Here is a 17804-nt window from a genome sequence, read left to right as displayed (position 1 = left end):
ACAATTATATGGACTTAATCCCGAGTCGGGATAAAATGCACCTCAACGGTCAAAGAAAAGGTATTTCATTTACAGTGTCGGGATAAAATGCATCTCATCGGGCAAAGAAAAGGCATTTCATTTACTGTGTCGGGATAAAATTCACCTCATCGGGCAATGAAAGAGCTTCATTTACCGTGGCCTTTTCTGCCAGAACAGATTGTACGCAACCCGGCCAGCCAAGAATTGAATTTGAATAGCCTAAGGGAATGTTTCTTCTGTTCAAAGAAAAATAGGATGCCTCCAATTTCATTTGGTAGCATCCTATTTTATGCTCAGCTGCTTTCCCGTGTCATAAAGCCATCCCTCGATAGTGGTATTAGGTAACTTTTTATTTTAATTGGATTTCATTAAATAAACGGATTACAGGACGTATAAGCATTTGGGTACTTCCTGTTATAAATAAACAAACAGCTAGAGTTTCCGTAGATGGAAAAAGAAATAATACACTTCCTATTAAAAATTCAAGCCCTAACAAAATATCGTTTAATGTATAGATCACCTTAAAATTCCTTTTAATAAATAAGCTGAAAGGACCGGCTTTTACTTTAATAGTTCTTTTCTGAAACTTTATTTTAAACATTTGCAGCCTCCTGTGAAAGGTATATCAAATAATATCATTTCATTAAAAATCCCCTAAAATCTGTAATGGGACTAATGACATAAGGAGATTACTCCAATTAAGTAGTTGCCAACGGGCAAAAAAGAAAACAAAGGAAACGAAAAACTCCATTTCCTTTGTTTTTTTAATCGACCGGAATTTCTTGGCTATTGAGTAATGAACTATTTACAACCCAAAAACTTTGGCTTGTATCTTTTCTTGTGCAGATACAACAAACACCCTTTACGAATGTACTACCCCATTGATAGTGGAAAGTAACCATTTTTTTCTTTATGCCATCAAACATTTCTCCTGTTAGTAGATATAAAAATCTTAAATTGGTAACGAAGATCCTTTCTGAATACCATATTCGACATTAAGTGAAATGACTAAATATAGTATCATTCAAGATGTCAAAAAGAACTAGTAATGATTTTTTAAACATTGAAAGAAGACGTATGCCAATTCATACGCCTTTTTTGTGTTCTAGGAAATGATAGATTTCCTACTTGTGGATAACTTTTTACAGGGTTCGATACACCCAGGCTTTTAAATTATAGGAACAACCGCTGGAACAGCCAAATCGCACCTAACGCCACAATCGCATACGAACCGTAGGTGACTACTTTTCCAGAGTTCTTCAACTTAAATAAGTACGATAATAACGGAAGCAGCAGACAGACAATCGTCAACTGAACCGCCTCAATCCCCAAATTGAAATTAATCAGCGCCACGGCCAAGTGACTCTTTGGAATGGCCATCTCTTTTAAAATTGTCGCAAAGCCGAGGCCGTGAATCAAACCAAACAAAAACGTGATGCTCCAGCGATAGCGGATTTTTTTTCTAAAAATATTCTCAAGCGCAACATAACAAATACTAAAGGCAATCACGGCCTCGACAAACCGTGAAGGGAGCGTAATCCACCCCAATACCGCCAGACTAAGCGTAATACTATGGGCAATCGTAAATGATGTGACAATCGCCGCGTACTGTTTAAAGGTTTGCTTTCGAAGCAGTAAAGCTAGCAAGAATAGCAAGTGATCATAGCCTGTTAAGATATGAAGCATGCCTAGTTTAAAAAAGGAAAACAAAGATGTGGCAGGCGTTTCTTCAACAGGCGGTGCGGCCGGCTTCGGCTGCACTTGATGAGAATCAGGCTGTGCCGTGTGCCCTTGCTCCTGCTGAATTTCTGTTACTAAAACCGTCCAGGTCCGCTCTTTTCCTTGTAAGACGCCTTCGGTAGATTCCCCATTTATCGTAGCCGTGATCAAGTTGACATAGTTGGTACCCGTGTCATGAAAATAAAAACCATCATTATAGTTAATCGTGTCACCAGGTGAAAAGGCCGGGAACGTCATATAGGTAGACAGAAATTCTTTATTTTCTTTTTTAACAAGTTTCATACTTTCTATTTTAGGAGTTTGTTCCTTGTTTCCTTTATCCAGGGTAAGACCCTCCTCAATTAGCTCTTCAAGATGATGTTTGTTTTTAGTGATTTCCGACTTTTCAAGGACAAAGTTTTTATTCGCATCAATTGAGGGTATTAATTCAAGAATGGATAAGGTATCAAGCGTAAAGACAAGTTCGGTGTGTTTACTGTCCACGGTTATTTTTGTATAACTTGCACTATAGGCATGAGCTTCAGCAGGCTTGGGATTGGAAATATAAGTAATGATCGAAATACATAAGATCGAAAAGAGTAATCGTTTAGTAAGAAGAAAAGATGAAATAAGTCGAATTTTATTGATCATAAAACAAAATAGCCCCCTAAAACTATAGTGAAATATAAAAGGATGGAAACGAAATTACTTTCATATAATCACATTTTACAGGTCCTTGTATACAGTTGGATAGAACTTCGAACAGAGATTTAATGTAAAGATTGTAAATAGTATATTAATACTGAAAAATATTTTGTAGAATAATAGTGTAATTTAGAAAAATGAGAAAGAGGGGCGAACAGGGGGTTTCTACTGATTGATTGGAAAAAATATTCTATGAAGGATGGTAGACGAATGAAGGGGAAGAATAGGCAGTTTAAGCGATGGACAAGTTCGTTCATGGCAGCACTTCTATTAATTGGTACATTTTTGCCGAGTAGTTTAATAGGCAGAGCGCATGCTGAGCAGGCTGATCATGTGGTAATCTCGCAGGTGTATGGCGGGGGAGGAAATGCAAGCGCTCCCTATAATAAAGACTTTATTGAATTATATAATCCCACAGAGCAACCAGTGGATCTTACCGGATGGTCAGTCCAATATGCTTCCGCTAGCGGAATATCATGGGGTGTAACTCCTTTAGCTGGAACCATTCAGGCGCATGGTTATTACCTTATTTCCGAAGGCGGTGGCACAAACGGTGTAGATCTTCCAACACCGGACGCATCAGGTGCTATTGCCTTGTCAGGAACTTCTGGAAAAGTGGCATTAATTAAAGATAAGACAACGGCAGCATCAGGCGCTAAACCAGAGAGTACCATAGATTTTGTTGGTTTTGGCGGTGCCAACGCATTTGAAGGCTTAGGCGGAACAAAAGCACCATCTAACACTACTAGCGCACAGCGCAGGCCTTACGCAAACGTAGACCCAGCACCTGGCAAAGGGAACGCCTGGGATACCGATGATAACGCAGCCGATTTCACTACAGCTGCACCGACTCCAAGAAACACAGCAAGCCCAACCGAAGCTCCAATGGTCCCGGTAACCAGCTTACAGCCGAAAGGATTGAACATCCAATTCCTGCAAGATGGCACATCAGCAAAAGTAATCGGGAAACCGGAAGCTGCAGAACCAGGGTCCACTGTAATAGCTTATGAAACCGCAGCAAAAGGAACGGCACTCGGTATAGCCACAGCAGCTGCTGACGGCTCATTTGAAATTAATATAAATAAGACACTAACTTCTGTTTATGTTGCTGCAACGCAAAAGGGTCTTGATGAAAGTGCAGCCATCCACATCAGCGTCGCAGCACCAAGCACACCAATCACTCAAGCAAAACTAAGCTATGCAGTATCGAATGGTGTAGGCACACTGATTGGCGGCACAGGCGCAGCATCAGCAAATGCCATCATCAACGTCTATCCAAATGAAATCGCTACAGCATCAGAAAAATTAAATAAACAAGATGTGACGGCAGGAACATCAGGTGACTTCAATATTACAATTAACAACGCGCCAAACACAGTCTATGTAACACAAACGACAAGCTCGGCAAAAGGAATCATGTTACAAAGTACTCCTGTATCTGTGACTAAAGCAGATACAACAGCCGTTTCAAAAATTGCTGAAGTCCGCACATCTGATGCAAAAGGACAACCGGTTAATCTTAACCAGTACTTCACCATCGAAGGCGTGGCAACTGTAGATAATCAAATCCTTGGCACACAAAAGCAAAACTTCTATGTCCAAGATGATACAGCGGGCATCAACATCTTTAATACTTCCCTAGATTTAGGCTATCAAATCCTAAAAGGGGACAAGGTCCGAATCACAGGGAAAGTCCTAGTCTATAACGGCTTAACCGAATTCGAACCAACTTAAATTGAAAAAATAAGCGAAGGCAATCCAATTCCAGCAGCTAAAACAGTAACGATTCTTGATTTAAACACTTACGCAACGGCTGAACCTCTTGAAGGAAGCCTTGTAACAGTGACAGGAAAGGTTTCAGCAGTGGCCGCTTCAGGCGCCAACTATAACGTTACCTTTGTTGATGATAACAATAAAACCACGACCCTAAGGGTGATGGGAACAACGGGAATTAAACCAGATACAGATCTTGTGACTGGGAAGAGCTATACCGTAACTGGGGTATTGGGACAATATACAACCAATGCATCCGCAACAAACGGGTACCAATTGTATCCTCGTAATGTAAAAGATATTGCGCCAATTCTAGGCATCACACACACAGCATTAACAAAAGTCTACAAAGACGCAAATGTAGAATTCGAAGCGAATGCTGATGGTGCAGAATCGGTCACACTTTACTACCGAGCAACAGGTACAACTGACTACACCGCATTACCAATGGTAAATGGAGGAGACGGGCGTTACACAGTTACACTAGCAGCGGCCAATGTCCCTCAAAACGGCTTTGACTATTACATCGAAGCAAAAGCAGGAGCACAAGTAAAAACAGCTGGAACCAGTGCAGCTCCATATCCAGTAACCTTAATCGAGGATACCGCTGGACCAGAAATTTCCGGTTTCACACCACAGGATACAACCAAAGTAGAAAGCCCAACACCAGAAATTTCTGCTTTAATTGATGACGCAAGCGGTGTCGACCAAACAACCGTTCAACTATGGCTGGATGACCAAGAGTTAACAGCACCAGCGGCAACCATCAGCAAAACACAGGTAAAATATACACCTGAAAAAGACCTGGCACTTGGAACACATACCGTTAAGGTCGCAGCAAAAGATTCAAAAGGTAACCTAACTGAAAAAACATGGACATTTGAAGTGGTTCCTCGTTTTACAGGCGGTAATCACTACCGTGGTACAACGCATAACCATACTAATATCTCTCACGACGCGGCCGGTACTCCTGAGGATGCGTTAAAGGCAGGTAAAGCACATCATTACGATTGGTTTGCCTTCTCAGACCACTCTCATGATATCGATCCTGAAAAATTAGGAACAGATACCGTCCAGCGTACAACAGCAGATGGGAAGGCTGTACCAGAACGTTCTGGCGGATCGGATTGGCAGTTAACCAAAGATCTTGCTAAAGAGTACACAAAAGATGACTATGTTGTCTTCCCAGCATTTGAGATGACATCAACAACATGGGGACACTCCAATATCTTCGGTACCGATAACTTTATCGACCGAAATATTAACGGCAAGCAATACCAAGACTTAAGCCAATACTATGCATGGGTCATGACATACGACGACATCGTGGGCCAATTCAACCACCCAGATATGTCAGCCAATGCGTTCAACAACTTTAAGCCTTATGACGCGAAAGTAGACAAGCTATTCACCATGTTAGAAGTAGGAAATGGTTCCGGCCACTACGGCTATGCGAATGCGGAGGGAAAATTCTTCTCAGCACTAGACTTAGGCTGGCATGTGGCACCAACATACGGAGAAGACAACCATGAAGGTACATGGGGTCAAGTCAATGCCCGTACCGTTATCGTGGCAAGTGACCTTACTCAAGCATCCCTTCTTCACTCGATGCGTAATATGCGCGTTTACATGGAAGAAGACCCTAACTTCACGTTAGACGTAATAGCCAATGGCTATTACATGGGATCAACAGTCGACAGCAAAACACTTAATTTTAATATTAACGGAAGCGACCTTGTAGCAGAAGCACATAACGACAGTGACTATAGCTATCTGCCAACCAGCTACAAATCGGATGATAGAATCCAAAAAGTAGAATTAATTACAAATGGCGGTAAAGTAGTCGATTCTTATGAGCCAATGACGAAGGATTTCACTTGGAAACCTTCTTACACGGTTACAGGCGGCCAGCAATGGTTTGTAGTAAAAGTAACCCAAATGGACGGCGAACGAATTTACTCTTCACCAATCTGGTCAAAAGAAGAACCAGTGGACGTAAAAGTAAACAGCATTGATGTCGACGGCGGCGTCGTGATCGGCGGCAACCCGGCCACATTAAAAGCAACCGTAGCAAATAACGGTACACAACCAGTTAAAAACCTAAAGGTAGACTTCTATTATGATGAAGTAAACCAAACCAACTTAATTGGAACAAGCAACATTTCTTCGATCTTAACAAAGAGTTCAGCAACAGCAACTACGACCTGGAATGCACCAATAATAGGCGACCACAAAATTATTGCCGTTGTCACCTCATTAGATGGTCTGGATCTAGGTAATACGCAGTTTGCATTAGCAGTAAAAATTAAAGAGCCGCTAGGCGTAAAAGTATTAATTGATGCCCACCATGGCAATGAAAATACAAGTGGCGATAGTGGAACCTATAAGGATAACCTAAAAGCCTTTACCCTTATGCTTCAAAAAGAAGGCTATACCGTTACGGAAAATAAAACAGCCCTTACAGATGAAGTATTAACCGGTGTGAAGGTACTCGTACTCACCCACACAAGAACAGCCTTAACTGCTGCAGAAGATACAGCCGTGGCGAATTTTGTGAAAAATGGCGGATCCTTGTTAATGGCAGGGAAGAGCAATAACAGCACCGACCCTACAATGAACAATGCTCTTTTAGGCGAGATGGGCTCGGCGATCCGCATGAGCAGTGATGGAGTGTTTGACGACAGCAAGAGCGGTAACTTCTGGAGTGATCCAAAAGTCAGCCCATATGCAGTCCGAGTGCATCCAGGATTAGTCTCAAACTTAATTACCGACCGCGTATCCTTTATTGATTACTACAGCGGTTCAAGTCTATCAGGCGCAAATAATCAGCCTCTAACAGAAGCTGGTAAGGTGACCATCCTTGCAAAAGGAAATGAGACAACTTATCAAGGCAATATCAAAGGCGGCTATACCTACGATGCCGTTTCGGATGCAAGTGGCGGTTCGGCGATTCCGTTAATTGCTTCTGAAGAAATTGGTGCGGACGGACGGATTGTCGTGTCCGGTATGAACATCTTCAATGACAAACAAATGGATGAATCATATGAGCCAAAAGGAAATGACGAGTTCACATTAAATGCCGTAAATTGGCTGGCACATCGTGAAACGAAAGTATCCAAAATTGCCGATGTCCGCTCGAAAGAAGACGGTACTGATGTAGTAGTAGAGGGTACAGTGACAACAGGGGCAGATAATTTCTTTGATGCGTTCTACCTCCAGGATGAAACAGGCGGTATTATGGCATTCCAAGAAGTTCCGTCAGGTTCACTGAAACTAGGCGACAAAGTCCGTGTCCATGGCCATATCAAGACATTTGAAAATAACAAAGAACTAGAATTTACAACCTTTGCAAGCGACGTGATTAAAATTGGTTCAGGCGATCCAGTCCAACCTAAGACAGTTAGCACTGGTGAAGCAACCTCTGCTGCAAACCAAGGTCTACTTGTAAAAGTAACCGGAAAAGTCGTATCAAAGTATGATGACAATTCCTATGTGATCAATGATGGCTCTGGTGATGTGTTAGTCTTCACGGACGGTTACATTGTCAACCAAAGCGGTCCTGTTCCAGCTCTTAAAGTAGGCGACACGTTAGAAGCAGTCGGTCTTTCCGGGGCATTTTCTGAAGGGACTCGGATTCGTGTAAGAAACACGAAGGAATTGGTTGGAACAGATACATCAGCTCCAGATGCACCAGTTGTAAATGGGGTAACGGTAACAGATCAAGATACAACTATCACGGGTACAACGGAAGCAAATGCGACCGTAACAGCAGTGGCAGGCGGCCAAGAAATTGGTACAGGCACAGCAGATGCAGATGGTAAATTTACAATATCAATTACAAAACAAACAGCAGGTACCACAATTGCAGTCACAGCTACAGACGTTGCTGGAAATCTTGGTGCAGCAACTGAAGTAACCGTAATTGACGTAACAGCTCCAGATGCACCAATCATCAACCCAGTAAACGATAACGATGTCGTCATTACGGGTAAAGCCGAGTCAGGTGCAACAGTTGTAGCTAAAGTGAATGACAAAGAGATTGGCAATGAAATTTCCGGTTTGGATGGCACATATTCTATTGCCATTGCCAAGCAACCAGCTGGTTCAACCATCTCGATTACGGCTACAGATGCCGCTGGTAATACTAGTACAGCAGCAAAGCTAATCGTTACAGATGAAAAAGTAACGAAAGTAAGTGTCACAACAGCTAAGCCTGGCACACAGGTATTCAAAGAGCAAATTCAATTTACAGCAGTCTCAGAAGGTAGCAGGACTCCCGCATATCGTTTCTATATCATCGATAAAAAGGGTGATGTCATCTATACACAAGGTTATGAGGCAAGCAATACGTTGACATGGACAGCTAGAAATCCTGGAACCTATACGGTTGTCGTAGAAGCAAAGGATCAGTTTAATTTTGGTCTATTCTCAACGTATTCCGAGGCAAGAACGGAATTAACCTTTGAGGTTGCGGCAGGCAAGGCTAATAAATAGTTTTTAAAAATGTAAATATTTTTTCATAGTTTGTTCTTATACAGGGGGTAGAATAAGGATATGAAGAGGAAAGCTAATTCAACCCTTTTTCATGACCCCCTTTATATAGAATAGTTGTCCGGCCATGTGGCCGGATATTTTTTTTGTCTGAAGAAGGTGTTGCCGTTAAGTCGTAAAAGATGGTTGGTATATTCTCCAATTGGCATCTCGTTTCGCTAGGACAATTTTTATTATAAATCAACAAATTTTGACAATCTTTTCATAAAAAGTTACATATAATGTATAATGATAAGGAAAATACAGGTAATTAGTAACAGAACCAAACACCTAAAATTCGACCAATCTAAGTTAAAGGAAGGATAAAAGACCTATACATTAGTTCTTTTAAACGGATATAGATATGCTAAATCGTCGAGGATTTAAGAGAGTTAAATTAAAAGAACCCATAATAGCATCAATTGAACTAATAACTTTATCATTTTCCAACGATTTAAATTTGAAGGGTATGGTTAACGTACACGTTGTTGATATTAGTGCAGGAGGGATTAGATTTGTTTCTAAATTCGAATGGCCAGTCAATTTTCTAGCAATCTACAAGATACATATGAAGGTAAAGAATTATAACCTTGTTTTTTTCGGGAAAATTATCAGAAAAACAAAACTTATTAATAGTATTTTTGAGTATGGATTCAGGTTCGAATTTGAATTAGTTAAGCAGCAAGGGATGAAAATCTAAATTTTAACTTTTATTCCAAGCTATTAAATAAATGAATTGTACCTTTTGTTAATGAAAATGAATACAACGTATAAAAAAGTGCTAGTTTCAAGTGTTTCGCATCTCTTTTATGCAAGTTAGAGGGGGATTAAAGGTAGGATGGAAGTTTTTGTCGCAAGACAACCAATATTTACGAGAAAGAAAGATATATTCGCATATGAATTACTATATCGTAACAGCCAAAATAATAGTTTTCCCGATATTAACGGTGACATGGCCACTACAGATGTACTTATTAATAGTTATTTAAATATTGGTATGAAGGATTTGTCGAATGGAAAGCCGTGTTTTATTAACTTTACAGAAAAATTACTACAATCAGGAGTGCCTACCTTTTTTCAACCAAATGAAATTGTCGTTGAGATTTTAGAAACGGTTGAAATCGGACCTGAATTACTGAATATATGTAAGGAACTTAAGAGTAAGGGATATCAAATTGCATTAGATGATTTTATTTTAAATAGTAACAACAAGTATTTCTTTTCTTTGATTAAGTATATCGATATTATTAAGGTTGATTTCAGAAATACAACGGAAGAAATGCGACGTTTAATCGAGAGTGTATCATTAAAATATACTATTAAGTTACTTGCGGAAAAAATTGAAACGGTGGAGGAGTTTGAATTAGCTGCCGGTAAGGGTTATGTCTATTTTCAGGGTTACTTTTTTTCTAAGCCTGCTATTGTAACCTCTCGGGATGTGCCGGAATACATTCAAAACTATTTTCCAATCATCCAGCTTCTTTCCGATGATGACCCGGACCTAAATGAAATAACTTGGTTAATTGAACAAGATTTATCCTTATCATATAAATTACTTAAACTGGTTAATTCCCCGGCATTTAAGACGATTAATAAAATAAATTCGATCAAGCAAGCAGTCGTGCGTATAGGCTTGAAGGAACTAAAGAAATGGTTATATCTACTGTCAATTAGGGGAAATGTCAGTGAAAATAGCGATTGGACGAGAGAAATTTTAAATAAAAGTCTTACTAGAGCGAAGATGTGTGAATCAATGGCTAAACGTAAATTTAAACAAAAGGAATCCTCCTCCTATTTTTTAACGGGCATGTTTTCCCTTATGGATACGTTGCTAGGGATGGACATGGATCACATTTTGAAGTTAATGCCGCTGGCAGCAAACATTTGTGAGGCTCTTAAAGGTAAATCCAATCAGCTTAAGGAGTTATTAAATTTGTGTGTATCGATCGAAACAGGGGATTGGCAAGACTTTGATTATTGGTGTGATAGATTGAAAATAGAGGATAGCTTTGCACTAAGTTTATATAATGAAGCTTTCAAGTGGTCCAAAAGTATAATGATGGTTTGATTTTAAAGTAAATTATACTCTTATCGGAATGATAAGATTTTTTGAAAAAGAGTGATGAGAACATTGAAATACACCGGAAGAATTATCTCAGCAACCATTAGTTTAATGGTTGGAATACCTTATGTCATTTATAATTTTAAAACGCTCCAGAGTCCATTTAGGACCATGATCGATACATCTGTATTAATTGTTACTACCCTTACCTTATATATGCTTGGTAAGCAATACGATAAAGCGAAATTCTTTTCCGAAAAAGATTATTTAACGGGGCTTTATAATAGACGATTCATTGATGAGATTTTTCCAAAACTAAAATCTTCAGTTGATAGAAAAAACCAACAACTTAGCTTGTTAATTTTAGATTGCAATAATTTCAAACAAATAAATGACACGTATGGTCATAAAGCTGGAGATTTAGTACTTAAAGACGTTTCCTCCATGCTATTAACTTGTGTTAGGGATTGTGACATCATAGCAAGATGGGGAGGAGATGAATTTTTAATCGTTGCACCAAATTCAGACCAAGAAGGTATAAAAACAATGATTAAGTGCATTGAAAAAGAGTTGAATGAGCTATCTAAAAGGTCTGGTAATCACATATCGGTTTCGGCTGGAATGGCCATATATCCTAACGATAGTAATAATTTAGATAACCTAATTAAGATTGCAGATAAAAATATGTATAAGTTAAAAAGCTTGAACAGAAAGACTTACCTGAAAAGGTAGGTTTTTTTGTTTTATGCGTGCCCAAAGCAGTTAATTGCTAATTGGTGAAAGTCCATTCAGAGTAAGTACCAAGACACTCAGTAGCTGACAGGCAATTGGTGAAGAAATTCTAAGGCTGAAGTCCTGTGACAAAGTAACTCTCTAGTAGAGTGCGAGCAAACTAACAGGTTAAGAATACTTTAACATTTTATAAAAAAATAAAAATAATAAATAAAAGAATTTTAATGAGTAGGAAAACGAGTCTACCTAGAAACTATTTAAGCATTTCCGATCCACCATATGCTTCTAGTTTTTCGTTTTTTCCTTCTAAACTAAGCTCCCTTTTAATCGGTCTCCCTGAATTATCATGACGTGTATCGCGAAGTCCTAAGACCCCTGATTCGTTATAGATAGCCCGCCATAGGTTGGTTCCCATAAAAGCTTTGGTTGCAGAAGATGATAATTTATCAGGTATTACTACAATTAAGTTGGTATCAATAATAAGTAATCAACTGGATAACGGAAAAGGTGATGGGAATACCACTCAAGATATACAAGGAGCTGAACTTGGTACATCTGATACTGACTTTATAGTACGTGCGGATAGAAACGGTAGTCGTATTTATACGGTTACTTATAAAGCTTCTGTCAAAGCGGGAGACGATGTCATTTCCTCTCAAAATATTGAGGTAAAACACGATAATTCAAAAAAATAAATACTCCAGAGAAAACAGTGATACATATATGTATTCCTGCTTTTTTCATTGTGTAGAATCCAAGTGATTAAGCTTCACTTGGGTCGTGTTTTAAGTCGCATTAGTGTTTTTGCTCCATTCTGACTAATGCTTCTGACTTTTCTTGTTACTTTTAGAATTGCAGCGATCTCAAAGAGTTTGGGACATTACTTTCTTTAGTGGTGGTAAATAGTATCGATTTGCAATATCCTTAATTGTCGTTTTTTGTAATAATTTTGTAAAAAAGACGTTTTTTCGTTTGTTTATAAATTTATATTCTGCTAAACTTTTATTTGGATGATTTTATTAGAAAAATTGATTGTAAAGGAGATGATAATAATTAAAGGCAAGTTAACTGAATATGGATTATTGGCATCCTTTTTTACTATTTTATTAATCTTTCATAGTAGCAATGTCTTTGCATCTGGTGTAGTTCTATCTCCTAAAGGAAACATAGAAACACCAATTGCAGGAGCTAATCTTAATGGGGTTAGTATTGTCCAGGGCTGGTTTTTAGATGGCAGTGATGTTGCGAAAATTGAGGTTTTAATAGATGGTAAACTTGTCGGTCAAGCACAATACGGAATTTCCCGTCCAGACGTTGCAAAGGTATATCCAGACTATCAAAATACAAACGCTGGTTATCAATATTCACTAAATACCACTAATCTATCAAATGGCCAACACACCTTATCTATTAGAGAAACAGGGGGAACTGGTGTAGTAACTGAGTTAACAAGAGTTGTTAATGTCACCAATCTACCTACAAAAGGTACAATCGAAGCTCCGGCTGCAGGTTCTACCGTAACAGGTAATACCGATATCCACGGTTGGTTTTTAGATGGAAGCGGTGTGGATAAAGTGGAAATATTGGTAGATGGTAGCATACTTGGCCAAGCGCAATATGGAATCTTCCGTGGTGATGTCGCGAAGGTATATCCAGACTATAAAAATGCCAATGCAGGTTACCAATATACGCTAAATACGGCTAATCTGATGAATGGTGAACACACGCTAACCGTTAGGGAAACAGGGAATAATGGAGTAAAGACGGAGTTAAAAAGACTCTTCAATGTTCTAAACGTAAAACAATTACCTACAAAAGGTACAATTGAAGCCCCGGCTGCAGGTTCTACCGTAACTGGTAATACCGATGTCCACGGTTGGTTCTTAGATGGCAGCGGTGTGGAAAAAGTCGAAATATTGGTAGATGGTAACTTACTTGGTCAAGCACAATACGGAATCTCTCGTTGGGATGTCGCGAAGGTATATCCAGACTATAAAAATGCCAATGCAGGTTACCAATATACGCTAAATACAGTTAATCTGTCGAATGGTGAACACATGCTAACCGTTAGGGAGACAGGGAAAAATGGAGTGAAGACGGAGCTAAAAAGCCTCTTCAATGCTCAAAACATAACACAATTACCTACAAAAGGTACAATTGAAGCCCCGGCCGCAGGTTCTACCGTAACAGGTAATACCGATGTCCACGGTTGGTTTTTAGACGGAAGCGGTGTGGGAAAAGTTGAAATATTGGTAGATGGTAACTTACTCGGTCAAGCACAATACGGAATCTTCCGTGGGGATGTGGCGAAGGTATATCCAGACTATCAAAATGCAAACGCTGGTTATTCTTATACACTGGATACTGGGTTGCTAGCAAATGGAAAGCATACACTTACCGTTAGAGAGACAGGCGAAAAGGGGACCACAGATTTAAGCAAATCGATCAATGTGCAAAATTTACCTGGAAAAGGTTGGGTTGAATCACCACTTAATGGTTCGTCCATTAAGGGTAATACTGTTGTCCGTGGTTGGTTTCTAGATGGAAGCGGGGTAGCGAAGATTGAAATATTGGTCAATGGAACTAGTATGGGAGAAGCTCAGTACGGTTTATCCCGACCAGATGTCAAAACTGCCTTTCCAGACTATCAAAATTCTAACTCTGGTTATAGTTTTACCCTTGACACAAAACAATTTGCGGATGGGCAATATACTCTAACTGTAAAGGAAACAGGTAGAAATGGTTCCGTCACTACTATTACCAACAAAATAACGATCAGTAATGGAAAATATGTGACCGCAGTTTCCCTTCCTGTTTATCGAAGTTTTGAAGAATTATCGGAATACACCCTTCACAGTACGATCTATAATTCATCCTATACGAGATACAGTGAATTGGGATATGGCGACACAGTATTTGTTCTTGAAGAAAAACTGTACGCAGCAAAAATCCAAACTCAAAGTGGACTTGTCGGCTGGGTTCAAAAGGACTATCTTGCTAACAGTTTGACCAATGATTTATGGCTTGTAAAAGAGACTCGTACACTTAGAAGCGATGCCAGTAGTACAAGTACAAAGATTGGGTCGATTACTGCCGGTTCAAGTGTGCATGTACTGGACTATAAAAAGACTGGTTCTGTTTATACGGATTGGTATTATATTGAAACTTCAGCTGGTCAGCGTGGCTGGATTTGGGGTGCCATTACGACTAGTTATAACCAGAACTTAATGATTTATGAAAATTTTGGTTATAACTTGATAAAATATGAGTTTGATAAAGTCGGTAAGACTACAAATCAAGTTGATATTTTTACGCCTCTTAATACAAAAGCGACTGTAACCGCTGATCAAATTAATAGTTATATTAATCTAAAGACTGGTTTTCAGAATACAATTATGACAGGAATGGGAGCTGCTTTTTTAGAGGCACAACAACATAGTGGATTAAATGCTATTTATCTACTGGCACATGCTGGGCTTGAAACAGGCTGGGGAACTTCATCTATATCGAATACGAAGTATAACTTTTACGGGATTGGTGCAATTGATTCAGCCCCTGCACAGGGAGCCTATGATTTTACAACCCCTACAGGTGGAATTATTGCTGGAGCAATCTGGATTAGTAATAACTATGTCATTCGTGATTGGGACACAGATGAACTGATTCCTTACTATCAACCAACACTTGATAATATGAGATGGGATGATAGTTGGCATCAATATGCCTCAGATGAAGCATGGGCAGCAAAAATTGGCTACTATACACTTGATTTTTATAATTTTATTAACTAATAGTTAAAAACCTATCAAATTTTTAAAATTGATAGGTTTTTCTGTCACTATAGAGAACCCACTTAGGATTAATATCCAAGTGGGTTTCCTTATTCATCTTGATCGATATTTGCTACGGTATCTTTCAGTAACCCTAAATTAGGAAACGGAACCTATTTTCACGATATGTGTTACAGGAAAATCCTACAAATATGTATCACTACTTTTTGGAAGTATTTATTTTTTTGAATTATCGTGTAATACCACAATGTTTTGAGTAGAAATAACATAGTTTCCTGCCTTGTCAGAAGCTTTATAAGTAACCGTATAAATACGATCTCCGCTACCGCTTCTCTCCGCACGTACTAAAAAGTCTGTATCAGATGTACCAAATTCAGCTCCCTGTATATCTTGAGTCGTATTTCCATCACCTTTCCCATTATCCAGTTGGTTACTTATAATTGATACCAACTCAATTGTGGAAATACCAGATAAATTATCAGCTGATGCAACTAAGGCTTTTATTGGAACTAACTTATGGTTTCGATCAGTTATGACTGAATTATCAAATGAGACATTTAAAATTGGTGCCGTTTTGTCTATTTTAACTTCAATAGATTTAGCTTCTTCAACATTGCCTGCATAATCAATACTTCTAAATTGAACTTTATTAACCCCTTCATTATTTATATTGATCTCATTGTTATACGTTAACCATTGTCCATCATTAACTTTATATTGAGTTTTTTCAACCCCTGATAGAGAGTCTGAAGCTTTGAGTGTAATGTTCACATCAGATGAATACCAACCGTCTTTAACTGGACTTATTACAGTTTCAGGTGCTGTTTTATCAATTTTTATTTCTGCTGAATTTTGATTTTCCTGGTTTCCATTTGTATCTGTACTAAAGTAGCCGATTTTGAATATCCCTTCTTGATCGATTACAAAAGGTTGTTGGTAGTTGTTCCAATTTGTATTATTTATTCTATAAAGGGTTTTTTCAATTTCTGACTCTTTATCAACTGAAGTAAATACAACTTCAACATTAGTGTTAAACCAATCATTCTCATTACTCTTTTGTTTTGTTGTCAGAGTAGTAGTAGGTGGATTAACATCATTACTAAACTTCCAAATTTTATATTTAGAATTATCGATAACCCCGCCTAATAAAAACCCACCTTTAATCTCTTTAATTGAATATCCAACTTCATTACCGGATGAACCAAGTGTTTTTTCCCATTCTGTGTTTCCATTCATATCTGTTTTAAAGAGGTAGATGTCGTTCCCGCCATTACCGAAAGAATTCGTAGTACCTGTAACTACAAAACCTTTGTCTAGGGTTTCAATAACTGAGTAGCCATATTCATATTTAGTCCCACCATAGGACTTCATCCATTGCTGGTTCCCCGTAGAGTTAAGTTTAATTAGTACCAAGCGAGATGGGTCACCTGAATTTCCTACAATTATAAATCCATTATCACTCGTAGTTTGTATGGAATAGGCTGCGTCAAAGAAGTCCGTTCCGCTAGAGTTAAATGTTTTCTGCCATTGTAAATTCCCACTTTTATCTGTCTTAGTGATTAGTATGTCCTCCCAAGTACTAAAAGAATCAGGAGCTAAGCCTGTACCTGCAATTATGTATCCATCACTTGTTTCAATTACTGAGTTTCCTAAACTTTCAACAAAATAAAATCCTGCACCAAAATTTCTTAATTTTGTTTCATAAACCCTTTTCCATTGGAGTTGCCCCGTATTATTTAATTTGAATAGAGAAACACCATAGTATGGAAGATTGCTTAGAGAGATACCGTTGTATTTAAGACCATTTCTAGGATAGTCTTTTGAAGAACCTGTTAAAATAAAACCTCCATCACTTGTTTCAAAAATAGAAGTTATTTTATCACTTCCATAGCTACCTATTTGGTTTTCCCATAAAATATCTCCACTATCATTTAAGCAGGCAACATATGATACTAGCCCCATATTACTAGTTTGCTTCAACCCAGTGATGACATAATTATTCTCTTTTGTTGTTAAAATGGAAACCCCATAATCATCTCCCGATGATCCTATATTCTTTTCCCAAATCTTTTCCCCATCTTGATTTGTCTTTACAACATAAATATCTGTATTATATTTATTTCTTTTCGTAGAAATTGCGATGATTCCATTGTTTTCAGTGGTATCCATTGATTGTGCTTTATTATCAATTGGTTGTTGTAGGTATAGACCATCTGCAATATCCTTTTCCCATAATAGATTGAATGATTCATCTGCTTTTGCAACAAGGTCTTTAGTACCTATCGCAAAAAATAATATAAAGAATAATAGGACAATTTTTCTCATTTTTCCCCCTCCCAACTATATATTATATCATTCTATTAGGTAATGAGTTCTATAAATGTAAATAAATTTCAATCACTTACACATAATTCTACGAATCTCCCAACTAATTCTACAAAAATTGGAAAACCACTCCCGATCCCATAAAA

11 protein-coding genes are annotated in these 17804 nt (G+C 38.4%); 7 read left to right on the top strand and 4 right to left on the bottom strand.

The window, feature by feature from the left end; translation table 11 throughout:
* Positions 1–121: 121 nt before the first annotated feature.
* The 3 genes from J7E81_RS26105 to J7E81_RS26095 all read right to left on the bottom strand — a co-directional run bounded on the left by J7E81_RS26105 (position 122) and on the right by J7E81_RS26095 (position 2391).
* On the bottom strand, positions 122–292 hold the full coding sequence (locus J7E81_RS26105; protein ID WP_215046997.1) for a hypothetical protein: 171 nt from the start codon (positions 290–292) through the stop codon (positions 122–124).
* Between the two features lie 78 nt (positions 293–370).
* Positions 371–622, bottom strand: coding sequence for a YrhK family protein (locus J7E81_RS26100; protein ID WP_215046995.1), 252 nt, complete (start codon positions 620–622; stop codon positions 371–373).
* Positions 623–1194: 572 nt separating this feature from the next.
* Positions 1195–2391: a HupE/UreJ family protein gene (locus J7E81_RS26095; protein ID WP_215046993.1), complete on the bottom strand. Its 1197-nt coding sequence runs from the start codon at positions 2389–2391 to the stop codon at positions 1195–1197.
* A 264-nt stretch (positions 2392–2655) separates the two neighbouring features.
* On the opposite strand from J7E81_RS26095, the gene J7E81_RS26090 reads away from it, so the two are divergent.
* From J7E81_RS26090 to J7E81_RS26060, 7 genes are all read left to right on the top strand, one after another.
* The gene (locus tag J7E81_RS26090) at positions 2656–4179 is read left to right on the top strand and encodes a lamin tail domain-containing protein (protein ID WP_215046991.1); all 1524 of its coding nucleotides are present in this window, start codon (positions 2656–2658) and stop codon (positions 4177–4179) included.
* A 108-nt stretch (positions 4180–4287) separates the two neighbouring features.
* A complete protein-coding gene (locus tag J7E81_RS31165) occupies positions 4288–8712 on the top strand; it encodes a DUF4350 domain-containing protein (RefSeq protein WP_215046989.1) in 4425 nt (1474 codons plus the stop codon).
* Positions 8713–9112: 400 nt separating this feature from the next.
* Positions 9113–9448 carry a PilZ domain-containing protein gene (locus J7E81_RS31450; protein ID WP_215046988.1) on the top strand — a complete coding sequence of 112 codons (336 nt, stop codon included), beginning with the start codon at positions 9113–9115 and terminating at the stop codon, positions 9446–9448.
* A 138-nt stretch (positions 9449–9586) separates the two neighbouring features.
* A complete protein-coding gene (locus tag J7E81_RS26075) occupies positions 9587–10816 on the top strand; it encodes an EAL and HDOD domain-containing protein (protein WP_215046986.1) in 1230 nt (409 codons plus the stop codon).
* A 63-nt stretch (positions 10817–10879) separates the two neighbouring features.
* Positions 10880–11542, top strand: a complete 663-nt coding sequence (locus J7E81_RS26070) for a GGDEF domain-containing protein (protein WP_215046984.1) — start codon at positions 10880–10882, stop codon at positions 11540–11542.
* A 422-nt stretch (positions 11543–11964) separates the two neighbouring features.
* Positions 11965–12237, top strand: coding sequence for a hypothetical protein (locus J7E81_RS26065; RefSeq protein ID WP_215046982.1), 273 nt, complete (start codon positions 11965–11967; stop codon positions 12235–12237).
* A gap of 348 nt (positions 12238–12585) precedes the next feature.
* The gene (locus J7E81_RS26060; RefSeq protein ID WP_215046980.1) at positions 12586–15333 is read left to right on the top strand and encodes an Ig-like domain-containing protein; all 2748 of its coding nucleotides are present in this window, start codon (positions 12586–12588) and stop codon (positions 15331–15333) included.
* Between the two features lie 216 nt (positions 15334–15549).
* Here the strand turns inward: J7E81_RS26060 and J7E81_RS26055 are convergent, their stop codons facing one another.
* Positions 15550–17658, bottom strand: a complete 2109-nt coding sequence (locus tag J7E81_RS26055) for an OmpL47-type beta-barrel domain-containing protein (RefSeq protein ID WP_215046978.1) — start codon at positions 17656–17658, stop codon at positions 15550–15552.
* Between the last annotated feature and the right edge of the window lie 146 nt (positions 17659–17804).

The organism is Bacillus sp. ISL-18, assembly GCF_018613415.1.
Lineage (GTDB): Bacteria > Bacillota > Bacilli > Bacillales > Cytobacillaceae > Neobacillus.
The sequence above is the reverse complement of the archived record's forward strand: the minus strand, read 5'-3'. Positions and strand labels throughout refer to the sequence as shown.

Coding starts and splice junctions, on each gene's coding strand:
- J7E81_RS26105 (WP_215046997.1), bottom strand. CDS start 292: ATGAAATTGGAGGCATCCTATTTTTCTTTGAACAGAAGAAACATTCCC.
- J7E81_RS26100 (WP_215046995.1), bottom strand. CDS start 622: ATGTTTAAAATAAAGTTTCAGAAAAGAACTATTAAAGTAAAAGCCGGT.
- J7E81_RS26095 (WP_215046993.1), bottom strand. CDS start 2,391: ATGATCAATAAAATTCGACTTATTTCATCTTTTCTTCTTACTAAACGA.
- J7E81_RS26090 (WP_215046991.1), top strand. CDS start 2,656: ATGAAGGGGAAGAATAGGCAGTTTAAGCGATGGACAAGTTCGTTCATG.
- J7E81_RS31450 (WP_215046988.1), top strand. CDS start 9,113: ATGCTAAATCGTCGAGGATTTAAGAGAGTTAAATTAAAAGAACCCATA.
- J7E81_RS26075 (WP_215046986.1), top strand. CDS start 9,587: ATGGAAGTTTTTGTCGCAAGACAACCAATATTTACGAGAAAGAAAGAT.
- J7E81_RS26060 (WP_215046980.1), top strand. CDS start 12,586: ATGATAATAATTAAAGGCAAGTTAACTGAATATGGATTATTGGCATCC.
- J7E81_RS26055 (WP_215046978.1), bottom strand. CDS start 17,658: ATGAGAAAAATTGTCCTATTATTCTTTATATTATTTTTTGCGATAGGT.